This is a genomic window from Dysgonomonas sp. 511 (assembly GCF_010501105.1).
Classification (GTDB): Bacteria; Bacteroidota; Bacteroidia; order Bacteroidales; family Dysgonomonadaceae; genus Dysgonomonas.
The window spans coordinates 39,922-63,745 of record NZ_QVMQ01000010.1 but is presented as its reverse complement, the minus strand read 5'-3'; the positions used below and the strand labels follow the sequence as shown (position 1 = coordinate 63,745).

Here is a 23,824-nt window from a genome sequence, read left to right as displayed (position 1 = left end):
ATGAAGCAATCCTGTCTTGTTATATTTCCCGTCTACAAGCCCCTGGATGGAATTGAGCAAATGGCTTTTCGTCAGGCAATAGCGATGACCGAAGGATTCGAAAGGCGGTTTATAGCCCCTCATTCTTTTGTCTTTGACGATAGCTTTCAATCTTTTTCGGGTATAGAAACAGAGCGTTTCGATGATAGCTTTTTTGCCGGTTTGCAGGGATACAATAAATTAATGCTTAATATAGAATTTTATAAGCGGTTTGAGTCTTATCGGTATATTCTTATTCATCAGGCAGATGCATATCTATTTACCCCCCGGCTTCGATATTGGTGCAACAAAGGATACGACTACGTAGGCGCTCCCTGGTACGAACCGCGTAAGTTGGAAAAGTATAACATATATAAATTTGCATTCGACTGGTTAAAACCATTTATACGTCGCGAAAAACTTCTGCGTTGGCGCCATTTCAATAATGTCGGCAACGGAGGCTTATCCCTTAGGAATGTAGAAACTTTCATAAAAGTCTTATCGAAAGTAGACAAAGCCCTGTTGCAGATGTATATTGATAACGAAAGCCATTTCTTTCACGAAGATATATTTTGGTCGTTAGAAGCACCGGGCATCTATAAGCCTTTCAAAAAACCGGGATGGGAAGAGGCACTTGCTTTTTCTTTCGAAAACCAGCCGGCCAGGGCATTTGAATATATGAAAGAAGTGCTGCCCTTTGGTTGCCATGCATATATACAATGCGATCCGCTTTTTTGGGAGCGATATATACCATTCAAAGAAAACATTGCAAGAAAATAAAAACCGATATATATGAAACCTTATCCTACAGTAACCCTCATAGTATCTACATATAACTGGCCGCAAGCATTGGACGTTTGCCTCAAGAGTATTGCCCACCAGAAAATATTACCTACAGAGGTTGTCGTTGCCGACGATGGCTCGAAACAAGATACTACCGACTTGATAAATAAAGTTCGCGAAGGGTTTCCATGCCCCCTGATACACGTATGGCACGAAGATACGGGTTTCCGTCTGGCAGCTATCAGAAACAAAGCCATAGCTAAGGCTACGGGCGACTATATTATACAAATAGATGGCGATATCGTTTTAGAAAAACATTTCGTTCAAGACCATCTGGACTTTAGCCGCAAAGGCTGTTTTGTATCGGGTAGCAGGGTGAAGATGGACGATGACCTAAGTGCAACCGTACTATCCGGAAAGAAAACAGACATATCCATATTTACCAAAGGGATAATCAATCATTTAAATGGGTTGAGAGTGAGCTTTTTGAGAAATTATTATCGCTTTCGCTATCGCACCGACGACCCTTATTACGTAAAAGGCTGTAACATGGCTTTCTGGCGCGAAGATCTTATTGCCGTCAACGGCTACAACGAAGATATGACCGGTTGGGGCAGAGAAGATAGCGAAGTTGCCGCCCGTCTGATAAATCTGGGAGATAGAAGGCAATTCATCAAATTTGGTGCAGTGGAATATCATATCGAGCATCCCTTTAGTAGCAGAGAGCGCGAACCTGTCAACCTGGCTATACTGGAAGACGCAATAGCAAATAAGGTTGTACGTTGTAAGAATGGATTGGATAAATATATGGAAAGCGATAATTAGAGATTCTTTTCTGTATTTACAGCCCTTGCCAGGATTTAAGGCACAGGATCATATCCATGCCCGCCCCACGGATTGCAGCGTGCAAGCCTCTTTATAGCAAGCCATAATCCTTTGGCGGGTCCATGCTTTTTTATGGCTTCTATTGCATATTCCGAACAGGTAGGCGAATACCTGCACGACGGTGGCAGCATAGGCGATATGCTATACTTATAGAAGTAGATAGGCAATAATAATATCTTAGAGAGTATTTTTTTCATCTACATCCTCCGTTACTTTTCCGTCCAATATCATCAAAGCTTTTTGCATCGCTTTTTGTACTTCAGCAAATTCGGGCAGTTCGTTTTTTAAGTACAAGAAAGCAATATCTATATATTTATTGCAACTATCCAGTTTATATACAAAATCATGCTTGTTCAAGCGGTATGATTCGCGTATAAGCCTTTTTACCCTGTTGCGTTTTACGGCACGCTTAAATTTCTTTTTCGACACGCTGATAAGGACAGATGCCCTGCTGCTTTGCGTATTACCCTCTCCATCGTGCATAAAATATACGATACGAAGCGGATAAGAGATAAACGACTTGCCCGAAGCAAAGAGCCTGTCGTTAGACTTCTTGCTGCATAGCCTCTCTCTCTTTTCAAATGTATTTCTTGTAGCCAGAATCGTTTTGTCCATCAATTTTATATTCACAAAACAAAGGTAAAGATAAGTTGCGGTTTATGAATTGTAAGGCCGCAAGTATTTTCTTCGAGCCTGTTTAAATTCTACTGAAATAATTTTATCTATATTTGCACTATAATTAGTTATCGTGCCGGAAAATGAAGCAGAGCATATTTTTTTCTTTTACATTGGTATTAGTTCTACTGGCCTTTGCCGCATGCGGTGGAGACGATGAAGATGAGCGCCGCGAGTTTACTGTAAGATCTATAGATGTATCCGATTTTATGGTTTATAATGGAAATTCCGAAAAAGGAGCCGAACCGATTGTCTTCAATAATATGTACGACAGAAACTTACTTACTCATTTCTTCAAAACTATTTATGCACCCTCATTATACAATGAGCGTACAATAGAGTTCTACGAAAAGCATATAACCTACACCACCCGAACGATGAAGATAAAATCCGATTATTTATTTCGCGACGATTCTTTATTCGTGCTGAATACCAATAGAGATGAAATATTTGTAGCGCAAGGAACCAGCGAAACCAACCTGTATTATACCCGTACGATGGTTCGCCATCCTAAAGTGAAAGAAGATGGGAAGATAGACACAATCTATGTCACGTCCGAAAAAATGGATTTGGAGAAAGTGCTTAAGCGTGCAGGGTATGACAAAAAGGAAGATTTTAAAAATCAGGAAGATACCATTGCCTGGTGCAATATGATCTATCTCTATAATTGATTGGAATATGAAATATAATATCGCAATATATATATCAGTGTTATTGTTGTTTGTGTGCATGTCGTGCGGCGATGACGAAAAAGAGAACCTCAGGTACAGCTACTCCATAGTAGAAAATCCTAAGATGTATGTAGGTTCGGAAGAAGCCGGAGGAATCGAAGTTGCATATAACGATATACCAAGCCGGCTGAAAAAACTGTTTACAGCATCGCTACCTGTATATGAAGCGCTCAACGGCAGTACAATAGCATTTTCAGGCGACGACATTATTCTGGACTCACAATCGGCCCTTGCCAAACCTGAAAGAAGCCCTTACAAATTTGAAGGCAGTTCACTCTATATCTATAAAAGAGGCGAATGGTTATATTTTGCCGAAGGAGGCAATAATTACCTTACCGTACGACAACATTACATCACGTATAAGAAAAATGGTGAGGGAGATTTCGTTGTCCAACAGGCAAAGCCAATGAGAGACATGACCGGAGATACAGCCGCAGAAGAAGCCGGATTCGGAACAATATCGGAGATGAAAAACATATCGGATACCTTAATCTTCGCTACACGCAATACCATCTTCGAATAGCAAATAGCTGGACAATAATACATAAGAATTTGGATTAAGGAAACGAAGTTCCGCTAAAAATACCTACCTTTGCACCTGTTTTAGAGATAATATAACAAATTATGGGAAATTTAGTAGCTATAGTCGGGCGGCCTAATGTAGGCAAGTCCACCTTGTTTAATCGTTTGACCGAGAGCCGGCAAGCTATTGTAGACGAAACTTCGGGAACCACGCGCGACCGCCAATATGGAAAAACAGAGTGGGGCGGGCAAGAGTTTTCTCTGGTCGATACCGGAGGATGGGTGGTCAATTCCGACGATGTTTTCGAGAGTGAAATAAACAAACAAGTATCCATCGCAATCGAAGAAGCAGACGTTATACTCTTCATGGTAGATGTAATGAACGGGCTGACTGACCTCGATATGGGGGTGGGCAACATGTTGCGCCGTACCAAAAAGCCTGTATTGCTGGTTTCTAACAAAGCCGACAATTTCAACCTGCATGCACATTCGGCAGAATTTTATGCATTGGGGCTTGGCGATCCTATCAATGTGTCGGCTATAAACGGTTCGGGCACAGGAGATCTGCTCGATATCATCATTACTAAGTTTACGAAAAAGGGTGAAGATGAGCAATTAGAGGAAATTCCTCGTATCGCTATTGTAGGACGCCCAAATGCCGGTAAATCGTCGTTGCTGAATGCCTTGATAGGGGAAGAACGCAACATAGTGACAGATATAGCCGGTACTACGCGCGATTCGATATATACACGGTTCGACAAGTTCGGCATGGACTTCTACCTCGTAGATACTGCCGGTATCCGCAAGAAAGGAAAAGTGACCGAAGACCTCGAATACTATTCAGTAATACGTTCTATCAAAGCTATCGAAAATTCGGATGTTTGTATTCTGATGATAGATGCCACAAAGGGCATCGAAAGCCAGGACTTGAATATATTTTCCCTTATCCAAAAGAATAAAAAGGGATTGGTAGTCTGTGTCAATAAATGGGACTTGGTGGAAAATAAAGAGCAGATAGTTATCAAGACCTTCGAAAATGCTATCCGCAACCGACTTGCACCATTTACCGATTTTCCTATCATCTTTGCTTCTGCCGAAACCAAGCAGCGTATATTGAAAGTGCTCGAAGTGGCAAAAGAGGTATATGGTCGTCGCAAAACGCGTATTCCTACTCACAAACTCAACGAAGTAATGTTGCCGATTATAGAGCATACTCCGCCGCCGTCGAACAAAGGGAAGTATATAAAAATAAAATATATAACCCAGTTGCCAAATACGCAGATCCCTTCGTTCGTTTTCTTCTGCAACCTGCCGCAATGGATTAAAGACCCATATAAGCGTTTCCTTGAAAACCGTATACGCGATCACTGGGATTTGTCCGGCACACCGATAAATATTTTTATACGCGAAAAATAGGACTAATACTTTTATCTGTTCTTCTGATATAGAGAATATAAGCGAGGCTGTTCCAAATTAATTTTGTCACAGCCTCGTTTCTGTTTCATAATTATATCCTCAGTACCTACAACGCCGCCTTTATCTTCCCTATCATCTCCTCATATTCACTATCCGAAAGATAAACCTTATCCGGATTCATCTGGAAAGTACCACCATAGTCGGGCCCGTCAATATATTTAGGTACAAGATGGAAATGCAGGTGCGACAACTTGTCCGAATATGCACCATAGTTGATTTTCTCGGGGCTGAAAACCTTATCCATTGCACGCGTAACCTGAGCCACATCGGTCATAAAGGCATTGAGTTCGTCGCCACTGAGTTCGTTCAGGTCGTTGATATGCCCGTTATAAGCAACAAGGCAACGTCCGCTGTAGGTCTGTTCTTTGAATAAGAATGCACGCGAAACACGCAACGGGGCGATTTCGATCATCAGGTTGTGTAAGGTTTCGTTGTTTTGGCAATACAAACATTCTTTAGGATCACTTTTCATGCTGTTTTTTCTTTAATGTTAATAAACTATGATGTAAAGATAAACTTTTAGCCGGAAACCTGTTGAAACAAAAAGGATTTACAAATAGAAAAACCAGAATGACCCCGATAGTTTTTTACCTTTAAGCGATTTATTATCTGTATAAGAACGTACAATAACAAAAAAATGCTTAATTTTGCCCGCTGAAATATTTTTATGCCACAGGCTATATAAGTACAAAAAATGATAAACCGCGTTCTTATCCGTATCAGGGTGGTGCAAATAGTATTTGCATGTTGCCACAGTGAAACTACCGACTTGAGAAAAGCCGAATCGGAGCTCTTGCTCAGCTTGCAAAAATCTTACGACCTTTATTACTACTTACTTGCGCTCATGGTAGAGCTTACCGATGCCTACAAGCAACGCATAGAAGCCCGTAAAGCGAAACTGCGTCCTACCGAAGAAGACCGTTCGCCCAATATGCGGCTGATAGAAAACCTTTTTATAAAGCAGCTTCGCGACAATGTCTATTTCGTGAAATATATGGCTGACAGGCCATTTGCGTGGAGCGAACATGACGCTTTCTTGCGCAACCTGCTCGATAATATCCTCGATTCGGAAGCATATAAGGAATATGCTGCAAACAACGATCATAGCTACGAAATCGACCGGGAGTTCTGGCGGAAAATATTCAAACAAATCATATCGGCCAACGAAGAACTTTGCAATACGCTCGAAGACGAAAGCCTATATTGGAACGATGATGTAGAAATCGTAGAATCGTTTGTATTGAAAACAATCAAACGTTTCGATCCCAAGAATGGCATAGAACAGGAATTGCTGCCGATGTTTAAAGACGAAACAGACCGCGAATTTGCATTTAAACTGCTTCGCGAATCACTTTTCAACGGAAAAGAATACCGTGCCCTGATAGATAAATATACGAAAAACTGGGAGACGGAGCGCATAGCCATGATGGATATGGTAATCATGCAGATAGCCACAGCCGAGCTGCTCACATTTCCCTCCATACCGGTAAGCGTTACACTCAACGAATATATAGATATATCTAAATCGTACAGCACAGCAAAAAGTGCATCCTTCATCAATGGTATCCTCGACTCTATGGTCAAAGACCTGAAAGAAGAAAAACGGATAATTAAGAAATAATAATATTTATACCGTTTGCGCGTTGTCGTAGATTGAAATTTATCGTGTATATTTGTAAACCTGTCGGAAGGCAGGCTAAAGAAAGGAAAAATTATTAAACAAATATAACTTGTAACAAAAAGAATTATGACTTTATTAAACGTATTATTACAAGGAGGCGGAGGAGCTGCAGCTGGTGGCGGAGGCCTGTTGGGAGGAAGTACAGGCATGATTGTAATGATGGTAGCCTTGTTTGCTATTATGTACTTCTTCATGATAAGACCACAACAAAAGAAACAAAAACAACTACAGGAAGCCCGCAATGCCATAAAAGTAGGCGATAAAGTAGTAACAGCCGGCGGCATACACGGACGCGTAAAAGAAGTAGGAGATACTTATTTTATCATCGAAATAGCAGAAAATACAAAAATAAAAATAGAGAAATCATCTGTTTATACCAGCCCGGAAGATACTCAGGCAAAATAACAGGCAATTTCTTTAAAACCGAATCGGTCCCTATCTAAAAAGATGGTATAGCCCATGAGCGATACTAAGGACATAATAATACAAAAAGTCAGGTCGTCTTTCAGAAACATTTCGTGGAAAAAGACACTGACTTTTTTGTTTTTTCTACTCTTGTCGTCCATCTTCTGGTTGATGCAAGTTTATCGCGAGAAATTTGAATCGACCATCAATATACCGATAAAATATGTAAACGTTCCCGACAGCATAATTTTCGACAACGAGTTGGTCGATAAGATCACAGTGCGTATAAAAGACGATGGAGTAACCATGTTCAGGTATTATTTCACCAAGCGCAACGACTCGCTTGTAATAGATATAAGAAAACTGATACACGAGCAGGAGGATCCGGTGATACTGAGTAAAAGTATGGAACAATTGATCCGCAACCAGCTTTTTTCTTCATCCGAACTAATCAGCTATTCACCTTCGCGTTTGGCATATGATTATGTCATACTGCGCGAAAAACGTCTGCCGGTAATCTACGATGGGTATATATCGTTGGCCACAGGCTATATTATCGATGGCGATCTGACTGTAAACCCCGATTCGGTAACTGTATATGGTAGCCGTACTGCGCTCGACACTATTCGCTACGTGCATACAGTAGACGACACCATAAAGGAAGTAACATCAAGCACAAAGATAGAAGTACCTATCAAGCCGATAAAAGGCGTTAAATTCGTTCCCGACATGGTAAACATCTCCGTTCCGGTCGACCAATTCAACACCAAGGAGATAGAAGTACCTATAACCATCGTCAATCTGCCCGACAATCTCAATATCCGTTTCTTTCCTTCTTCGGTGACAATACCTATTATTGTAGGACTGAGCAGGTACAACGATATTACTGCAAATAACTTTGAGGTAAAGGTGGACTATAATGACATAAAAAGCCTTACCGAGCCCCTTATTCCTGTGCGGATTACCGAAAGCCCCGATTATATAGAAGCTAAAGTGCCCGTTCCGGCAGAAGTGGAATTTGTTCTCGAAAGGAAATAATCGAAAGGGTAGGGGATAAGTTCTTTATCGCACCCCTTGCACCAATTTATAATTAACCATGATAACCATAGGCATAACCGGCGGTATCGGTAGCGGAAAATCTACCGTTTCGCAACTCTTCGAACTTTTGGGCATACCCGTATATATTGCCGATAGGGAAAGTAAGCGTCTGGTGGCTACCTCTCCTGTAATAAAGGAAAAACTGATTGCTATGTTTGGAGAAGAACTCTTCGACGGTGGTGTGCTCGACAAAGCTTTACTAGCTACCCATATCTTCAACGACAAAGAAAAACTGGCGGCAGTCAATGCAATTATCCATCCCGAAGTAAAGAACGATTTTATTAATTGGGCAAGCTCCCAAGCTCATTTTCCTGTAGTAGCACAAGAGGCGGCCATACTTTTCGAGTCGGGTTTCGATAAACTGATGGACAAAGTTGTGATGGTTTATACGCCATTGGATATGAGGATAGAAAGAGTGATGGCAAGAGATAATATTCCGCGCGAAAAGGTATTGGAACGCATACAGAATCAAATGCCTGACGAGCAAAAGGCCGAACTTTCCGACTTTGTAATTGTTAATGATAATAAACTGTCGCTTATAGCACAGGTACAAACGATTGTTGACAAATTGAGGGGCTAGTTCGAGGTGTGGAGTCTAGTCACTTGTAACTCGTAACGACTAATGTATTCCGACGAATTATATAAAAATATTTTCGAAGCCAATAAGAAATGGGCCGATGCCAAAAATGCCGAGGATCCCGATTTTTTTGCCCATCTGGCAAAAGCCCAGAATCCCGACTTTTTGTATATCGGTTGTTCCGACAGCCGTGTGCATGCCAACGAGATAATGGGATTGCAGCCGGGCGAAGTCTTTGTACATCGCAATATTGCAAACCTTGTAGTCAATAGCGACCTGAATGCCCTGTCGGTAATCAATTTTGGGGTGGAATACCTCAATGTAAAATATATTATAGTCTGCGGACATTATAATTGTGGAGGGATAAATGCAGCTATGCAGCCACGCGATTTGGGGATACTCAACCCCTGGCTCAGGAATGTGCGCGATGTGTACCGCCTGCATGAGAAAGAACTGGATGCTATAACCGACTTACAAGCCCGCCACAACCGTTTGGTAGAACTCAATGTCTACGAACAAAGCCTCAATGTGATAAAGACGGCAGAGGTGCAGAAGTCTTATCTCAAGACAGGCTATCCGCGTGTAGCAGGTTGGGTTTACGATCTCGAAAACGGTATGCTTATCGACCTCAAGATAGACTTTGAAAAAGAACTGGATCGCATTCGTAAGATTTACAATCTGACGGATAAATAGTTTGCAGCATAGTTCTATTTGAACGAAAGCAATAGGTAACCGTTGATTTTTTTGTAACTTTACGCATTGAAATAAAAAATCCCAATATTGAAAAAATGAAGTATAAATTCATACTTACTTTAGTTTTTACAACATTCTTCGCATTAGCTTGCAAGCCCCCCAAAGCAGAACGCCCGGCTACATTAGCCGTCACTATAGATCCTCAGAAATATTTCCTCGACGAAATTGTCGGCCATCACTTCGATGTGGTGAGCATCGTTGCGGCAGGAGGTAATCCAGAAAGCACTGATTTTACTCCCGGGCAGATGAGGCATCTCAGCCGGAGCAAAGCATATTTTAAGGTTGGATATCTCGGTATAGAGCATGGCCTGATAGAAAAAGCGCTGGAAAATAATAATAGCCTCCTTGTTGTAGATTCATCCGAAGGCATCGACATTATCGGAGGGGATGAGAATTGTTCACACCATCATGGCGATGAGCATCTGCACGGGCATATGGCAGGCGATCCGCATACATGGAGTTCGGTGACATCGGCAAAGCTAATGGCAACAAATATGTATAATGCTGTAACAAAGCTCGATAGCCTGAATAAAGCCGATTATACGAAAGGCTATAACAAGCTGCTTGCCGAATTTAACCGTACCGACAGCATTATCCGCTCTTACCTCGACAAAGCCCCATCCAAAGCGTTTATCATTTATCATCCGGCATTAAGCTATTTTGCCAAAGACTACGGGTTGACCCAATATGCGATGGAAGAAGATGGGAAAAGCCCTTCGCCTTCGCAACTCAAAGCATTGATAGACAAAGCAAAAGAAGAGGGCGTAAAAGTCGTTTTTATACAGCGCGAATTTGATACCAAAAATGCCGAAACCATAGCGAACGCCATTGGTGGCAAGGCGATACCCATCAACCTTACTACATATCACTGGAGCAAGGAAATGATTAAAATAGCTAAAGCTTTGGCAACGGAAAGCTTATGAATACATTGATAGAACTAAGGAATGTTACCGTGGGCTACGAAGACCACCCTGCAGTACTAAAAAATGTCAACCTAGATGTTTCAGCCGATGATTTTCTGGGTATTATAGGACCTAATGGCGGTGGCAAAACTACCCTGTTGAAGACTATACTCGGACTGGTAAAGCCATCGCAGGGATCAATTTCCTTCTATAAGGACGGGCACAAGACAGACCGGATAAACATAGGTTATCTTCCGCAGATCAACCAGATAGACAAGAAGTTTCCTATTTCGGTTCACGATGTTATTCTGTCGGGGCTTACCCCACGCCGTCGATTCTTTTCGCCATATACGCGCGAGCAAAGGCAGCTGGTAGCTGAAACTGCTGCCCATATGGGATTGGAAAAACTGCTCGACCGTCCTATAGGGGCGCTCTCAGGCGGACAGTTGCAACGCGTACTGCTGGGGCGCGCTATTATCGACCAGCCCGACCTGCTGGTGTTGGACGAGCCCAATTCGTATGTAGACAAACGTTTTGAGAATAATTTCTACAAATTGCTCGAAGAAATTAACCACAAAACTGCAATAGTACTTGTATCGCACGATGTGGGTACAGTTATTTCGCTTGTAAAGAATATCGCTTGCGTCAACGAAGGACTACACTATCATGCCGGCGCAGATATTACTTCCTCCTGGCTTGAGAGCACATATTCCTCATGCCCGATAGAAATTATCGGACATGGCGATTTTCCTCACCGTGTTTTGGAAAAACACAATGGATGCGATTGTTGTAAGTAAGGATTAGATTAAGTAGTTATAGACACCCCGTAACGGCGACTGGTTACCTATACATCCAACCACTGATGAGTCCAAGCTTAGCTAACTCATCTAAAATGCTGTAATCTTTCAAACTTATTGCTCGCTTTCCATGAGCTAAGTCGTAAACGTCTATAGGTTTTACGTCATACTCCTCAGCTAACCTTTTGTAGATTTCCTTATTGCTGCTAAAAAGATAATAAAATATCCTCATACCATTAATTAGTTTGTTCCGATTGTCATTTAAGCAATATAAAGTAAGTCATAAATTTTCAATAAACAAATGTTTTTTAATGTGAATTTGTATTAAATGGAGAATGTTTTCTCTTTTTTATTGCTTAGGGTGTTTTTGCTGTGCATTTTGATAATAATAAGCGTAATATAGATGTATTTTGAGTGAGAGGGGGAGTTTGTGGGAATAATATGATAATTGTAGGGATGGTTTGAATATCAATCTTTTCTTCTTTTTTTAACAATAATTTATGGCTTTGCGCAAAATCGGATTTTATTGATGAAAAGTTGCTTAGTAACAGTTGCTTAAGCCCAAAAAAGGAAAAGAGCGTGTATTCAGACTTTTTTACACCCTCTTTTCCTTGTAAGTGATACGTTTCTTTATCTTATTTCAAAAGATTTTCTATTTTCTCTGCTAAAACAGCTTTCTGAGCTGCACCAACCTGCTTGTCTACTACCTCTCCGTTTTTGATAAACAAAATAGTGGGGATGTTGCGGATACCATATCTGCCTACGATATCATCATTCGACTCAGTATCTACTTTTCCTATAATAACCTTATCGGCATATTCTTCTGCCAATTCTTCTACGATAGGGCCAACCATACGGCAAGGACCGCACCATTCTGCCCAAAAATCTATAACCAGAGGTTTGTCCGATTGCAATAAATCTTCGAAACTTGCATCTGTAATTTCTAAAGCCATAACTTTTATTTATTGAGTTTATAATTGTTATTAGTTTAATCTATTAGTTTTTTTTGCCGTACAAAGGTAAATAATCTATTCTTAATATAAAAATAGTTAGTTCAACTTAAAATCCAGATTTTCGTTTTCAGTCAGATAATCAATAAGTTCCTTTTGTACATTTACTTTAAAACCTCTGGAAAACAGATCGACCTTCATATTGCGCTCTCCGTCAATTATCTTAAAATATAACAACGAATTTCCCGGATTGTTTTTGGTTAATATTGATAATTCTTCAACTATCTGATTATTCATGTCATGCAAAGGAAGAGTGATCGTTATTTTTTCTATCAACTGGTCTTTTACATCGGGAAGAAGCTGTATAGAATGTATTTTCAATTCCATTTGATTGGCATCGAACTTACGTCCCTGCACTTTCCCTTTTATATAAAGGTAAAGCCCCGGACGCCCGTATTTGCCAAAATTGATATAGTCGTCGCCAAAAAGAGCCAACTCTCCGCTACCGGTAAAGTCTTCAAGCTTAATTATCATGTAAGGCTTATTATTCTTGGTAATACCTTCCCTTACGCCCGAAACTAAGCCTCCGAATGTTAGCTCTTTGTTTTTCAATGCATCTTTATCTTCTATTTCGGCCATGCCTACATTACACACATAGTCGAGCACAATACGGTAATCGTCAAGCGGATGAGCCGAGAGATAGATGCCGATAAGTTCGCGTTCTTTGTTCAAACGTTCGAGGTCGGACCATCGCGAAACCACAGGGATATCGGGATGGGCAATATCGAACGACGAATCGTCACCGAACAGAGAATTGGCAGCTTGGTTCTTATCCACCTGATATTTGTTCCCATAGCGGATAAGCATGTCGATAAATGTTTCATTTTTGCTGTTTAAACCAAAGAATTGTTCGCGGCTGATTTCTGTAAAAGCATCGAAAGCTCCTGCCAAAGCCAGCGATTCTATATTCTTCTTATTGCACGAACTCAGATTCACGCGTTCTACGAAATCGAAAATATCCTTGAACGGCCCGTTCTTTTCGCGTTCTTCGATGATGTTCATCACGGCGCCTTCTCCTACACCCTTCACGGCAGCAAGCCCAAACCGTATATCGCCAGCCTTATTTACCGAAAACTTTAGGAAGGATTCGTTCACATCGGGCCCGAGTACATTCATGTTCATGGCTTTACACTCATCCATAAACTTGGTGATTTCCGTAATGTTCGATAAGTTGCGCGACAAGACCGCCGCCATATATTCCGACGGATAATTAGCCTTGAGCCATGCGGTCTGGTATGCTACCCACGAATAGCAGGTGGCATGCGATTTGTTGAATGCGTATGATGCAAACTTTTCCCAGTCGGCCCATATCTTATCCAATGTTTTCTTGTTGTGTCCGCGTTCAGCTCCCCCGTTCAGGAATTTTTCTTTCAGGGCATTCATCTTGTCGATGAGCTTTTTACCCATAGCCTTACGAAGTTCGTCGGACTGACCGCGTGTAAAGCCGGCCAATTGGCGCGACAAGAGCATGACCTGTTCCTGATATACCGTAATACCATACGTATCGTTAAGGTATTTCTCCATTTCCGGAATATCGTACGATATTTCTTCGCGTCCATGCTTGCGGGCGATAAAAGACGGAATATAGTCCATCGGACCGGGACGGTACAGGGCATTCATGGCTATCAGGTCTTCAAACTTGGTAGGCTGCAATTCTTTAAGGTATTTCTGCATACCGGCAGACTCAAACTGGAATGTACCTGTTGTTTTTCCCTGGCTATAGAGCTCATATGTTACAGGGTCGTCGAGCGATATGGTATCTATATTTATCGTTTCGCCTGTAGTATGCTTTATATTATCGAGGGCTTCCTTTATAATAGATAAGGTTTTCAGACCGAGAAAGTCCATCTTTATCAGTCCGGTTTCCTCAATCACCGTGCCTTCATATTGGGTCACGAGGATAGTCTCTCCGGTTTCCTTATCTTCGGCCGTACCTACGGGCACAATATCCGAAATATCTTGTTGCCCGATGATTATTCCGCAGGCATGTACCCCTACGTTGCGCACATTGCCTTCGAGCATTTGTGCATATTTCAAGGTATCTCGCATTGTCGGGTCGGAGCTTAATGCCGCTTCCTTCAATTCGGGCACATAATCTATAGCGTCTTTCAGCGTAACCTTTTTCTTATCAGGAATACGGTCGGGTACATATTTTGCCAAACGATTCGATTCGGACAACGGCAACTTCTGAACCCGTGCCACGTCCTTTATAGCCGATTTGGTAGCCATAGTACCATAGGTAATGATGTGTGCTACACGTTCCTGCCCATATTTTTCGGTCACCCATTTCAAGACCTTGCCGCGCCCGTCGTCGTCGAAGTCGATATCTATATCGGGCATGGATATACGGTCGGGATTGAGGAAACGTTCGAACAGGAGGTCGTATTTTATAGGGTCGATATCGGTGATACCCAAGCAGTAGGCTACTGCCGACCCGGCAGCAGAACCACGCCCGGGCCCAACAGCAACACCCATATCACGGGCAGCTTTAATGAAGTCTTGTACTATGAGGAAGTACCCGGGAAATCCCATCGTCTTCATTGTGTTCAGCTCAAACTCCAGACGTTCTTTCGTCTCTTCATTCATGTCTTTCCCGTATCTACTCTCTGCTCCAACTTTGGTTAAGTGAGCCAGATAGTCAGATTCGAGCTTGATACGGATTACTTTATCGTAACCTCCTAAACGCTTATAAGCATCTTCCCCAAATTCTTTCACCAAGTCTTCTTCCGAATACATTATCTTATAGCCTTCTTCTGTTCCAAAGGAAGCGTCTATATCGAAGAAAGGCATTAAGGCATCGGAGTCGATGGAATAATATTCAACTTTGTTTACAACATCCAGCGTATTGCTGATAACCTGCGGTACATCGTGAAAAAGCTGGGTCATCTCCGCTGTTGTTTTCAGCCATTCCTGCTTGGTATAGCGCATACGTGCCGGGTCGTCGAAGTCCTTACCTGTGCTGAGGCATATAAGGCGGTCGTGTGCATCGGCATCGTCTTCGTCTACAAAGTGTACGTCGTTGGTTGCTATTACCTTTACATTGTATTTTTCGCCTATCCGCAATAGCTCTGTATTCACTTTTTCCTGCAAAGGGTATGCCTCCCTGTTGGCATCGGGGCGATTGGTTTTATGGCGTTGAAGTTCGAGATAAAAATCGTCGCCAAAAAGGTTTTTGAACCATTGCACGGCCTTCTCTGCTTCTTCGGTTTCTCCAGCCGTTATTTTCTTCGGCACTTCACCTCCGAGGCAGGCAGTAGATACAATGAGCCCTTCGTGATATTTTTCGAGTAATTCTTTATCTATACGCGGACGGGCATAAAAACCTTCTGTCCAACCATAAGATACCATTTTGATGAGATTCTTATAGCCTGTCTTATTTTTAGCCAATACAACCAGATGCCACCCGCTCATATCGGGTTTGCCTTCTTTCTTCTTGCGTCCCCGGCGGGCTACATAGCATTCGCACCCGATAATGGGCTTAAACTTTTTAGATTCCTCTTCGTGTATCTTTATTTTAAGTTCTGCAACCTTTTCGGTATTATGGGAGTCTGTTTCAGCCTCCAGATTCTTTATCTGGGCTTTCAAGTCCTTTATCGCACCATCGTATTTCGAATTTTTCTTCTTTACATAATTAAAAAACTCTTTAACCCCATACATTGCTCCATGATCGGTGAGGGCAATGCCTTTCATGCCGTCTGCTATTGCCTTATCTACCAATTTGGAGATACTGGCCTGGCCATCGAGCAGGGAGTATTGGGAGTGGACGTGTAGGTGAACAAAATTACTCATAGGTTATATTTTTGCTTATTCTCGACTCGTAAAGTTACTACAAATAGAATGCATAAGGAAGAAAATCTGCATCCGGTTTTCAACATGTAAGTTTTTTCTATGTCGTATATATAAATCTTAGAGTCTGTTTAAATTTTATAGCAAATCTTTTTTATAGCTATTTTCAGATGTGTTTTACGTGTTTTGCTCGCTGGTTTAGCGGGCTAAACCGAGAGCAAAATATGGAAAATACGCTAAAAAGAGCATAAAAAAGTTGCTAAGAACTATATTAAAGAACCTATAAGAAATATTTTCGCTAAAATTTAAACAGGCTCTTACTATTGCTTTTCGGTAAGCAATTTCCAGAAACGGCGCGGCATATGCTGACGTTGCAACTTTAGGTTGATACGTTCTTTTATCGTCATCGACTTAATATACCCTTTCCATAGATCCTGAAACATTTTTTCGTCTTCGGCCATCAGGTTTTCGTCGAGTTTTCCGCTCAACAGGTGTTCGTCATTATCCAGGGTAATTTCTTCTACTTTTTGCAGGTCGTAATAATACCCATAGTGGCGTTTAATGTCATATATCACCCATTTCTGGTCGGCAAAGCGGTCTTTGAAATGCGGGATAGCCAGTGGCATTGCGTTGTGACGAGGTGCGATGGGGGCAAAGAATATATCGTCGGCAGCTTTCTGGAAGCGGAGGAACATTTTGATATACTGTTTTTCGTGCGATACCTTTTTGGCTATCTGGTGTACCCGCAATACGTCATCGTCTCCGAAGTTGGTTTCTATAGGGATTTTACTGTCGATAGTCTTTTTGATATAGCGAAAAAGGAGATTGTCGCTTTCTTTCTCTTCCGACAGCCATGCGTATGTAAGCATGCTGCGTGCCAATGTACTCATTTTATTTTCCAAAGCTGTCCACACACGGCCGGCTTTGTCCTCCTGAGTGATTACGGTATAACTGTCGTCCATAAACAGGGGAGGTACATCTCCTTCGCCTAAAAGCATATCAGGAAATACCTTCCGGCTATATGTGTCGAATATGGCGGTAAGCAATCCTTCGAAAGTTCTATCGTAGAAAAAAACTATCATTATTCAGATACAAGTAAACAAGGTACGAGGTACAAGTTTTAATTTATCAATCGGGAAAAATTATAGATAATTGATTTTCGTCCCCCTTCTTCTTTTTCGGAGCTGTCAATACCTTACGCACATATTCCGGTGTGGCCTCGTTGACCGTGTACATCGGCAATTCGTTGCAAGTGATGAAATACTGTGCCTTCTTCATTACCACGCCTATCTTTTTCAGCTGCGAAGCATTGATCCTGCCATGCCTGCGAGCCATTACAATAAATTGTGCTGATTTCACACCTATTCCCGGCACACGGAGTACCATGCTGTAGTCAGCCTTATTGATATCTATGGGAAAATACTCAGGATGACGAAGCGCCCATGCCAGTTTGGGGTCGATTTCGAGATCGAGGTCGGGATAAGAGTCGTCCACTATTTCGTCGGCACGGTACTGGTAAAAACGCATCAGCCAATCGGCTTGATACAGCCTGTTTTCCCTTACCAATGGGGCTTGCTTGAGCGTAGGAAGCCGCTTGTCGTAACTATTCACAGGGATAAAACCTGAGTAATATACCCTGCGCATCTGCGTTTGGTTGTAGAGGATAGACGAAACACGCAAGATATCTTTGTCGCGCTCGTCGGTTGCCCCTACTATCATTTGCGTGCTTTGCCCGGCAGGCACAAAACGGGGTGCTTTCCTAAACTTCTTACGGTCTTCTATGCTTTGCATCATACCCTGCTGGATGTAGCGCATAGGCTTATATACACTGCGATGGTCTTTTTCGGGAGCAAGCAACTTGAGGTTGGCTTCGGTCGGAATCTCGAGATTCACACTCATACGGTCGGCGTACAGTCCGGCTTCGCTAATCAACTCCTGACTGGCTCCGGGTATGCTTTTCATATGTATATAGCCATTGAAGCGGTGAACTTGCCGCAAATCTTTTACCACCCTCACCATACGCTCCATCGTATAATCGGGATTGTTGATCACCCCCGAACTAAGGAACAGCCCTTCGATATAGTTGCGGCGATAAAACTCAATGGTGAGTTCTACAAGTTCGCTGACCGAAAATGTTGCGCGGCGAATGTCATTGCTCCGGCGATTGATACAATAGGCGCAATCGTAGATACAGTGATTTGTAAGCATTATCTTCAGCAACGACACACAACGCCCGTCCTCGGTAAAACTATGGCAAATACCCATACCACCCACAGTATTGCCGAGCGTTCCGGCCTTATTCTTGCGGACAGTTCCACTGGAAGAACACGAAACATCGTATTTCGCTGATTCGGCCAGCACTTTCAGTTTTTCGAGTACATTTTCGTTCATCTCAGTTACAAAGAAAGGAAATTCATCCGAGAGATGCGGAACAAAAAACCTTAAAATAGCCCTGTTTGTTGAAAAGTTGTACATGTGAGATTAATTGATTATAAATCAGTGAAATAAACAAAATAATAGAATCGGCATTGTATCAGTATATTGTTTTTACTACATTTGTAGGAAAGCATCTAAATAAGATAAGATATGACAAGAGCAACCTTCTCCTTTCTAGCCATTTCCATCCTGCTAATAACATCGTGTGCGAAAAAGCAGGAAAAGCATGTCCTGGATTTGAAGCAATTAGTAAACCAAGTGCAAGACAAATACATAGCCGACAAACGTGTAAAAGTATATGACGTACAGATCAAAGACTCCATCACCACTATACTAAGAGGTGAAACCTCCGACGAACAAGCATACAACGAGCTGATAGAAAGAAGCAAAGAGATATATCCTGCCATCGTTAACGAACTCCGCCTCTTGCCCTCCGAAGACTTGCAAGGCAAAACCTACGGAGTGGTAAAGCTTTCGGTTGCCGATATTCGCGAGAAGCCTGATTTCACTTCGGGAATGGCAACACAAGCCATTTTGGGAACGCCTATACGCATATTGCAACAAGATGGCTGGTACAGGATTCAGACCCCCGACGGATATATAGGCTGGACGCAGGATGCCAATTTCCATGCTATGACCAAAGATGAGTTCAACACATGGGTAGAAGCGCCCAAAGTGATATTCACCGATTACTTTGGCTTTGCTTACAAAGATGCTGACAAAAACAGCCAAACCATTTCCGACCTTGTAGAAGGCAATATCCTGAAGTGGGAAGGGGAGAAAGGCTTGTTTTATAAAGTATCTTATCCCGATGGAAAAGAGGCCTATGTATCGAAATCGCAGGCAATGCCATACGACAGATGGCGCAGCAGCTTACAACTTACAGGAGAAAGCCTTGTAAAGAAATCACTTACCATGATGGGTATCCCCTACGTGTGGGGAGGTGCATCGGTAAAAGGGATGGATTGCAGCGGATACACTAAGCAAGTGCTGTTTATGCACGGTATCATTCTCATGCGCGACGCTTCGCAACAGGTAAATACAGGGATTCCGGTAGATATATCCGACGGATACGATAACCTTCGACCGGGCGACCTGCTATTCTTCGGAAAGAAGGCGACAGAAACGGCAAAACAACGGATCCGCCATGTCGGCTTCTATATTGGCAACCATGAGTTTATACATGCCTCAGGGTGCATCCGCATCAGCAGCCTCGACAAAGACAAACCCAACTATGACGAACGCAATGCCACCGAATTGGTAAGCGCCAGAAGGATGGTAGGCGCAGCAGATACCGAAGGCGTGTGGACAATAGCAAATAACCCATTGTATAAGACACAAGACTAAGATATGGCATCAAGACGAAACTTTCTGAAAGCGGCTGCAATAACAAGCGCTTTAGCTACCATAAATTCTTTCGAGGCATTTGCCCTCAACAACCGGAAAGTGATATCTCTGGCTGATAAGAGGATGAAACTCAGCTTCAAGCCCTACGACCTGCAAATGCGCCATGTGTTTACCCTTGCCAATTCGTCGCGGACAACTACGCCTGTTGTTCTCACGGAAATAACCTACGATGGCATTACAGGATATGGTGAAGCTTCGTTGCCTCCCTATCTGGGCGAAACACAGGCTTCGGTTGTGGAGTTCCTGAAAAAAGTAAACCTCGAACAGTTCGCCAGCCCGTTCGAGATGGACGATATACTGGCCTATGTAGACCGGATAGCAGAAAACAATACCGCTGCGAAGGCTGCCATCGACATAGCCCTGCACGACCTCACCGGCAAGCTAATGAACCAGCCCTGGTATAAGATATGGGGGCTGAACAGGGAAAATACGCCGTCTACTACATTCACCATCGGCATAGACACCGACGATGTAGTCCGCCGGAAAACCAAAGAGGCTTCGCCCTACAACATACTGAAAGTGAAGCTGGGACGGGGCGAAAAGGAGGACAAACGTATGATAGAAGCCATCCGTTCGGTATCGGACAAACCTATTGCCATAGATGCCAATCAGGGATGGAAAGACAAACATCTGGCTCTCGATATGATCCTTTGGCTCAAAGAACGCGGTATAGTCATGGTAGAACAGCCCACTCCTAAATATAATCTCGACGATGCTGCATGGGTTACCGAACGTAGCCCTCTGCCTGTATTTGCCGACGAATCGTTCCAACGGCTGACCGATGTGCTCCGGCTAAAGGGTGCATTTACCGGCGTCAACATAAAGCTGATGAAATGCACAGGCATGCGCGAAGCATGGAAAATACAAACCGTAGCCCATGCTGCCAACATGAAAGTGATGATAGGCTGCATGGTAGAAACATCGTGTGCCATATCGGCTGCCACGCAATTGTCGCCTGTTGCCGAATGGGCAGATCTGGACGGTAACCTGCTTATCAGCAACGACTGCTTCGAAGGTACAACGGTCGTAAACGGGAAAATGACCCTGAACGACCTGCCGGGTATAGGCGTCAGGAGGGTTCGATAAAGCTTGATCGTCTATCAAACCCGGATAACCGGCTAAGCATCCCTGTTACTTTTTGCCCCTTTCTGTCGTTAGCGTTTGCGGAAACCCGCATTGTTTTAACCTATTTTTGCAATATATAGTTAAAAAGTAACACAAGTAACACCTTTTCGTTATTTTTCTCATTGTTACTTTTCTCTCTCTTGTCGTGGCTTTGCGGCTCTCTCCCTTTGGAGAGAGCGGGAGTGAGGTGGCAAAAAGTAACACAAGTAACAGTATTTCGTTACTTTTTTTATTGTTACTTTTCTCCCCTTTTAGCTTCGTTCTACTCCCCCTCCTTTTGGTGTAGGGAGCTTATATAGATAAATTTTTCTGCTTCCGATTACATATATTAACGTGAGTTCGACATAAAGAGTTGTAGTATGCAATCAATTGTTTACCAAAGCATATGGAGTAAAACTCCGTGTCCTTTGTGGTGAAAAAATGAGATTTAACCTCAAAGAACACAAAGTTTTACACAAAGTTCACAAGGGAACCCCATAACTAACTGATATCTGAATATTATTATATTGAACTTGCGTTAATACAAATACATTTGTTGCATTTTTTGAATATCAACATTCAAAACCTTAGTCAGATAATTTTCTATAGAGCCATGATCTTTTTTTATCCTGTCGATACCCGCCTGTAGAAACTGAGGCTTAACTTCGTATAATGCCGATAGTTGTGGATATTCAGTCTTAAACTTAGCATACTTGTTTGCCAGATAAATATTCGAATCCAGATAATCTCTTATAATAGTCTGCTCGTCTACTCCCAGTGCCGATAAAACAAGAGCAGCTCCCATGCCTGTGCGGTCTTTTCCGGCCGAGCAATGAAACATCAATGGCACATCCGCTTCATTCTGCAATAGTTCGAAAAATTTCCGGTATTGAGCTATACAAGCAGAATCGGTTACCAGCAATATATTCATTTCCATCATCAGGGTATCTACTTTCTCTGCCGTCAACAGCCTTATGTCTTTCGAAACAGCTTCCATCAGATTGCCCGGCGAAATAGCATATGCATAATTTTCTTTTACCGATGCCGGATTTATATCAGGCTGCAATGTCCTTTCTTCCTCCGAACGGAAATCGACAATAGAAGTCAGAGGTATAGCCGATAAGTATTTAAGGTCGGCATCTGTCAGGTTATGCAGATCGTCGGAACGGAATATCTTGCCCCATTTCACGTACTTGCCATCTGTAGTGCGGTATCCACCCAAATCTCTGAAGTTGTAACCGCCGGTCATAGGCAAATGCCTGTCGGCAAGGATGGCTTTGCCCTCTTCGGTCACAATCTGAAAATATGAGCGTACCGAATCTGCTACATCCAGAGGGAATGTCCCGCTATCCTGGCCTTGCGCTATCGGATTCGAAAAATCAATATTATCCACACTGTTTCCTCCGTAAAGAGTCCATTTCCCGGAAGTATAGATTTGCAACGAAGCCGATTTGTCTTTCTTGCTTCTGATGATAGATACATCTGCTGTAACATCTTTGCCCGAATATCCGGGCTTGTTTTCCTGTTTGGCGCACGATGATAGTATTGCCGTTCCTAGTGTCATGTAGAAAAGTATTTTATTCATATGGTTATAAGATTGAAATAATAGCGCAAGTTACTCAAAGTTTCGCTTAATAAATGATATACAGAACATAGTGGATGTGATAAAATGTTAAATATCGGATACTGGTTAAACCTCAATGGCTAAAATATATCTAATCACATAGAACTTAAAAAAAGGAAATGTTATGAAAAGATTATTTTTATCGTTGGCTATATTGATGAGTATATCGTTGACTACAAATGTAGTTGCTCAACAAAGGGAAGGACGCGGAAGACGTAACTCCGCTATCGAAAAAGAACTGAACTTGTCGGACGAACAGAAAAAGAAAATGGAAACCGAGAGGGCTGATTTCAGAAAAAAGATGGGGGATGTACAAAAACAGTCGGACCTTACCAAAGAACAAAAACAAGCTAAGGTAAAGGAACTGAGAGAACAACACGCTGCTTCTGTAAACAAGATATTGACGCCCGAACAACAGACCAAAATGAAAGAGCTGAGAGAAAAAAGAGCTAAAGACCGTGATGAGAGACGCTCTAAGGCTGATGTGAAAAGAAAGAAGCAAAACGACAGGCAAATGGCGATGAGAGGTGATAAGATGAAACGCCAGATGAAGGACCTGAATCTCTCCGATGACCAAAAAGAAAAAATCAAAGCCATTAACGAAGATTTCAGAGCCAAATCGAAGGAATTGGCAAAAGAACGAGAGGAAGCTTTAAATCAAGTTTATACACCGGAACAACAAGCTATGGTGAAAGAGCTGAGGAAAGACTTTGGTAAAAACCGCCATTTTGCACACAAGGGAAAAAGAGGCTACGGCAAACTCGATCAGGCCAGTATTGATAAATTGAAGTCGTTAAAGGAGAATTTCGTCAAAGAAAAATCGGCTATAGAACGTAGCCGCATAGCTCCCGATGTTCAACAACAAAAACTTACTGAACTTCGTCAAAACTATAAGAAAGAAAGGCAGGAAATAATAAAATCGGCAAAAGGTGTAAAAGAGAATAAGCCTGTATAAAGTGGTTTTTTCACCAAGACAATTAACCTATATTGTCTTGGTGAAAAATCGTATATAGTTAGTCGTTATTATTATCAATTATTTTTGAACCCATTACGGTCATTCAGTAATACAAAAAAAGGCATAACTCCTACGGTCTATGCCTTTTACAAAAGTTCCGAAGGAACTTAAAATTAATTAACACAAAATTCGTTTACCG

23 protein-coding genes are annotated in these 23,824 nt (G+C 42.2%); 15 read left to right on the top strand and 8 right to left on the bottom strand.

Translation table 11 applies throughout. The annotated features are described in order from the left end of the window. Together D0T57_RS05955 and D0T57_RS05950 are read left to right on the top strand one after the other, a co-directional pair. Positions 1-798: a DUF5672 family protein gene (locus D0T57_RS05955; RefSeq protein ID WP_163271875.1), complete on the top strand. Its 798-nt coding sequence runs from the start codon at positions 1-3 to the stop codon at positions 796-798. Between the two features lie 12 nt (positions 799-810). Further along, complete coding sequence (locus D0T57_RS05950) at positions 811-1,626, top strand: glycosyltransferase family 2 protein (RefSeq protein WP_163271873.1); 816 nt, start codon at positions 811-813, stop codon at positions 1,624-1,626. A 35-nt stretch (positions 1,627-1,661) separates the two neighbouring features. Here D0T57_RS05950 and yidD read toward each other — a convergent pair whose 3' ends face one another. Beyond that, positions 1,662-1,883 carry a membrane protein insertion efficiency factor YidD gene (gene yidD / locus D0T57_RS05945; RefSeq protein ID WP_163271871.1) on the bottom strand — a complete coding sequence of 74 codons (222 nt, stop codon included), beginning with the start codon at positions 1,881-1,883 and terminating at the stop codon, positions 1,662-1,664. After that, entirely contained in the window at positions 1,864-2,301 is a 438-nt protein-coding gene (gene rnpA, locus D0T57_RS05940; RefSeq protein WP_163271869.1) for a ribonuclease P protein component, read from the bottom strand. The genes yidD and rnpA overlap by 20 nt, the downstream gene beginning before the upstream one ends. 143 nt (positions 2,302-2,444) lie before the next feature. On the opposite strand from rnpA, the gene D0T57_RS05935 reads away from it, so the two are divergent. From D0T57_RS05935 to der, 3 genes are all read left to right on the top strand, one after another. After that, positions 2,445-3,032, top strand: a complete 588-nt coding sequence (locus tag D0T57_RS05935; protein WP_163271867.1) for a hypothetical protein — start codon at positions 2,445-2,447, stop codon at positions 3,030-3,032. A gap of 7 nt (positions 3,033-3,039) precedes the next feature. Beyond that, positions 3,040-3,615, top strand: coding sequence for a hypothetical protein (locus tag D0T57_RS05930; RefSeq protein WP_163271865.1), 576 nt, complete (start codon positions 3,040-3,042; stop codon positions 3,613-3,615). Between the two features lie 101 nt (positions 3,616-3,716). Further along, positions 3,717-5,030: a ribosome biogenesis GTPase Der gene (gene der / locus D0T57_RS05925; protein WP_163271863.1), complete on the top strand. Its 1,314-nt coding sequence runs from the start codon at positions 3,717-3,719 to the stop codon at positions 5,028-5,030. Positions 5,031-5,136: 106 nt separating this feature from the next. On the opposite strand, the gene D0T57_RS05920 is transcribed toward der, so the two are convergent. Then, positions 5,137-5,562 carry an HIT family protein gene (locus D0T57_RS05920; protein ID WP_163271861.1) on the bottom strand — a complete coding sequence of 142 codons (426 nt, stop codon included), beginning with the start codon at positions 5,560-5,562 and terminating at the stop codon, positions 5,137-5,139. A 222-nt stretch (positions 5,563-5,784) separates the two neighbouring features. On the opposite strand from D0T57_RS05920, the gene nusB reads away from it, so the two are divergent. The 7 genes from nusB (at position 5,785) to D0T57_RS05885 (ending at position 11,303) form a co-directional block, all read left to right on the top strand. Continuing rightward, a complete protein-coding gene (gene nusB, locus D0T57_RS05915; protein ID WP_163271859.1) occupies positions 5,785-6,711 on the top strand; it encodes a transcription antitermination factor NusB in 927 nt (308 codons plus the stop codon). Between the two features lie 126 nt (positions 6,712-6,837). Further along, positions 6,838-7,176, top strand: coding sequence for a preprotein translocase subunit YajC (gene yajC, locus D0T57_RS05910; protein WP_163271857.1), 339 nt, complete (start codon positions 6,838-6,840; stop codon positions 7,174-7,176). A 54-nt stretch (positions 7,177-7,230) separates the two neighbouring features. Continuing rightward, positions 7,231-8,214 (top strand): YbbR-like domain-containing protein, encoded by a 984-nt coding sequence (locus tag D0T57_RS05905; protein WP_163271855.1) that lies wholly within the window; start codon positions 7,231-7,233, stop codon positions 8,212-8,214. A gap of 58 nt (positions 8,215-8,272) precedes the next feature. Beyond that, positions 8,273-8,854, top strand: coding sequence for a dephospho-CoA kinase (coaE, locus tag D0T57_RS05900; protein WP_163271853.1), 582 nt, complete (start codon positions 8,273-8,275; stop codon positions 8,852-8,854). A 42-nt stretch (positions 8,855-8,896) separates the two neighbouring features. Continuing rightward, positions 8,897-9,544, top strand: coding sequence for a carbonic anhydrase (locus tag D0T57_RS05895; RefSeq protein ID WP_163271851.1), 648 nt, complete (start codon positions 8,897-8,899; stop codon positions 9,542-9,544). A 95-nt stretch (positions 9,545-9,639) separates the two neighbouring features. Beyond that, the gene (locus D0T57_RS05890) at positions 9,640-10,527 is read left to right on the top strand and encodes a metal ABC transporter solute-binding protein, Zn/Mn family (protein ID WP_163271849.1); all 888 of its coding nucleotides are present in this window, start codon (positions 9,640-9,642) and stop codon (positions 10,525-10,527) included. After that, positions 10,524-11,303, top strand: coding sequence for a metal ABC transporter ATP-binding protein (locus D0T57_RS05885; RefSeq protein WP_163271847.1), 780 nt, complete (start codon positions 10,524-10,526; stop codon positions 11,301-11,303). The genes D0T57_RS05890 and D0T57_RS05885 overlap by 4 nt, the downstream gene beginning before the upstream one ends. A gap of 635 nt (positions 11,304-11,938) precedes the next feature. On the opposite strand, the gene trxA is transcribed toward D0T57_RS05885, so the two are convergent. The 4 genes from trxA to D0T57_RS05865 all read right to left on the bottom strand — a co-directional run bounded on the left by trxA (position 11,939) and on the right by D0T57_RS05865 (position 18,490). Further along, positions 11,939-12,256, bottom strand: coding sequence for a thioredoxin (trxA, locus tag D0T57_RS05880; protein ID WP_163271845.1), 318 nt, complete (start codon positions 12,254-12,256; stop codon positions 11,939-11,941). Positions 12,257-12,352: 96 nt separating this feature from the next. Continuing rightward, complete coding sequence (gene dnaE, locus D0T57_RS05875) at positions 12,353-16,102, bottom strand: DNA polymerase III subunit alpha (protein ID WP_163271843.1); 3,750 nt, start codon at positions 16,100-16,102, stop codon at positions 12,353-12,355. 317 nt (positions 16,103-16,419) lie between these two features. Beyond that, entirely contained in the window at positions 16,420-17,181 is a 762-nt protein-coding gene (locus D0T57_RS05870) for a TIGR03915 family putative DNA repair protein (protein ID WP_163271841.1), read from the bottom strand. A 46-nt stretch (positions 17,182-17,227) separates the two neighbouring features. Further along, positions 17,228-18,490, bottom strand: a complete 1,263-nt coding sequence (locus tag D0T57_RS05865; protein ID WP_163271839.1) for a putative DNA modification/repair radical SAM protein — start codon at positions 18,488-18,490, stop codon at positions 17,228-17,230. 195 nt (positions 18,491-18,685) lie between these two features. Here D0T57_RS05865 and D0T57_RS05860 point away from each other — a divergent pair, with 195 nt between their 5' ends. Together D0T57_RS05860 and D0T57_RS05855 are read left to right on the top strand one after the other, a co-directional pair. Next, positions 18,686-19,882: a C40 family peptidase gene (locus D0T57_RS05860; RefSeq protein ID WP_163271837.1), complete on the top strand. Its 1,197-nt coding sequence runs from the start codon at positions 18,686-18,688 to the stop codon at positions 19,880-19,882. Between the two features lie 3 nt (positions 19,883-19,885). Next, the gene (locus D0T57_RS05855) at positions 19,886-21,028 is read left to right on the top strand and encodes a dipeptide epimerase (protein ID WP_163271835.1); all 1,143 of its coding nucleotides are present in this window, start codon (positions 19,886-19,888) and stop codon (positions 21,026-21,028) included. 556 nt (positions 21,029-21,584) lie between these two features. On the opposite strand, the gene D0T57_RS05850 is transcribed toward D0T57_RS05855, so the two are convergent. Beyond that, on the bottom strand, positions 21,585-22,631 hold the full coding sequence (locus D0T57_RS05850; RefSeq protein ID WP_163271833.1) for a tyrosine-protein phosphatase: 1,047 nt from the start codon (positions 22,629-22,631) through the stop codon (positions 21,585-21,587). 163 nt (positions 22,632-22,794) lie between these two features. Here D0T57_RS05850 and D0T57_RS05845 point away from each other — a divergent pair, with 163 nt between their 5' ends. Further along, positions 22,795-23,625 (top strand): hypothetical protein, encoded by an 831-nt coding sequence (locus tag D0T57_RS05845; protein ID WP_163271831.1) that lies wholly within the window; start codon positions 22,795-22,797, stop codon positions 23,623-23,625. Positions 23,626-23,824 lie beyond the last annotated feature (199 nt).

Excerpts from the sequence above, each read along its gene's own strand:
- D0T57_RS05955 (WP_163271875.1), top strand. The coding sequence starts at position 1 with ATGAAGCAATCCTGTCTTGTTATATTTCCCGTCTACAAGCCCCTGGAT.
- D0T57_RS05950 (WP_163271873.1), top strand. The coding sequence starts at position 811 with ATGAAACCTTATCCTACAGTAACCCTCATAGTATCTACATATAACTGG.
- yidD (WP_163271871.1), bottom strand. The coding sequence starts at position 1,883 with ATGAAAAAAATACTCTCTAAGATATTATTATTGCCTATCTACTTCTAT.
- rnpA (WP_163271869.1), bottom strand. The coding sequence starts at position 2,301 with ATGGACAAAACGATTCTGGCTACAAGAAATACATTTGAAAAGAGAGAG.
- D0T57_RS05935 (WP_163271867.1), top strand. The coding sequence starts at position 2,445 with ATGAAGCAGAGCATATTTTTTTCTTTTACATTGGTATTAGTTCTACTG.
- D0T57_RS05930 (WP_163271865.1), top strand. The coding sequence starts at position 3,040 with ATGAAATATAATATCGCAATATATATATCAGTGTTATTGTTGTTTGTG.
- der (WP_163271863.1), top strand. The coding sequence starts at position 3,717 with ATGGGAAATTTAGTAGCTATAGTCGGGCGGCCTAATGTAGGCAAGTCC.
- D0T57_RS05920 (WP_163271861.1), bottom strand. The coding sequence starts at position 5,562 with ATGAAAAGTGATCCTAAAGAATGTTTGTATTGCCAAAACAACGAAACC.
- nusB (WP_163271859.1), top strand. The coding sequence starts at position 5,785 with ATGATAAACCGCGTTCTTATCCGTATCAGGGTGGTGCAAATAGTATTT.
- yajC (WP_163271857.1), top strand. The coding sequence starts at position 6,838 with ATGACTTTATTAAACGTATTATTACAAGGAGGCGGAGGAGCTGCAGCT.
- D0T57_RS05905 (WP_163271855.1), top strand. The coding sequence starts at position 7,231 with ATGAGCGATACTAAGGACATAATAATACAAAAAGTCAGGTCGTCTTTC.
- coaE (WP_163271853.1), top strand. The coding sequence starts at position 8,273 with ATGATAACCATAGGCATAACCGGCGGTATCGGTAGCGGAAAATCTACC.
- D0T57_RS05895 (WP_163271851.1), top strand. The coding sequence starts at position 8,897 with ATGTATTCCGACGAATTATATAAAAATATTTTCGAAGCCAATAAGAAA.
- D0T57_RS05890 (WP_163271849.1), top strand. The coding sequence starts at position 9,640 with ATGAAGTATAAATTCATACTTACTTTAGTTTTTACAACATTCTTCGCA.
- D0T57_RS05885 (WP_163271847.1), top strand. The coding sequence starts at position 10,524 with ATGAATACATTGATAGAACTAAGGAATGTTACCGTGGGCTACGAAGAC.
- trxA (WP_163271845.1), bottom strand. The coding sequence starts at position 12,256 with ATGGCTTTAGAAATTACAGATGCAAGTTTCGAAGATTTATTGCAATCG.
- dnaE (WP_163271843.1), bottom strand. The coding sequence starts at position 16,102 with ATGAGTAATTTTGTTCACCTACACGTCCACTCCCAATACTCCCTGCTC.
- D0T57_RS05870 (WP_163271841.1), bottom strand. The coding sequence starts at position 17,181 with ATGATAGTTTTTTTCTACGATAGAACTTTCGAAGGATTGCTTACCGCC.
- D0T57_RS05865 (WP_163271839.1), bottom strand. The coding sequence starts at position 18,490 with ATGAACGAAAATGTACTCGAAAAACTGAAAGTGCTGGCCGAATCAGCG.
- D0T57_RS05860 (WP_163271837.1), top strand. The coding sequence starts at position 18,686 with ATGACAAGAGCAACCTTCTCCTTTCTAGCCATTTCCATCCTGCTAATA.
- D0T57_RS05855 (WP_163271835.1), top strand. The coding sequence starts at position 19,886 with ATGGCATCAAGACGAAACTTTCTGAAAGCGGCTGCAATAACAAGCGCT.
- D0T57_RS05850 (WP_163271833.1), bottom strand. The coding sequence starts at position 22,631 with ATGAATAAAATACTTTTCTACATGACACTAGGAACGGCAATACTATCA.
- D0T57_RS05845 (WP_163271831.1), top strand. The coding sequence starts at position 22,795 with ATGAAAAGATTATTTTTATCGTTGGCTATATTGATGAGTATATCGTTG.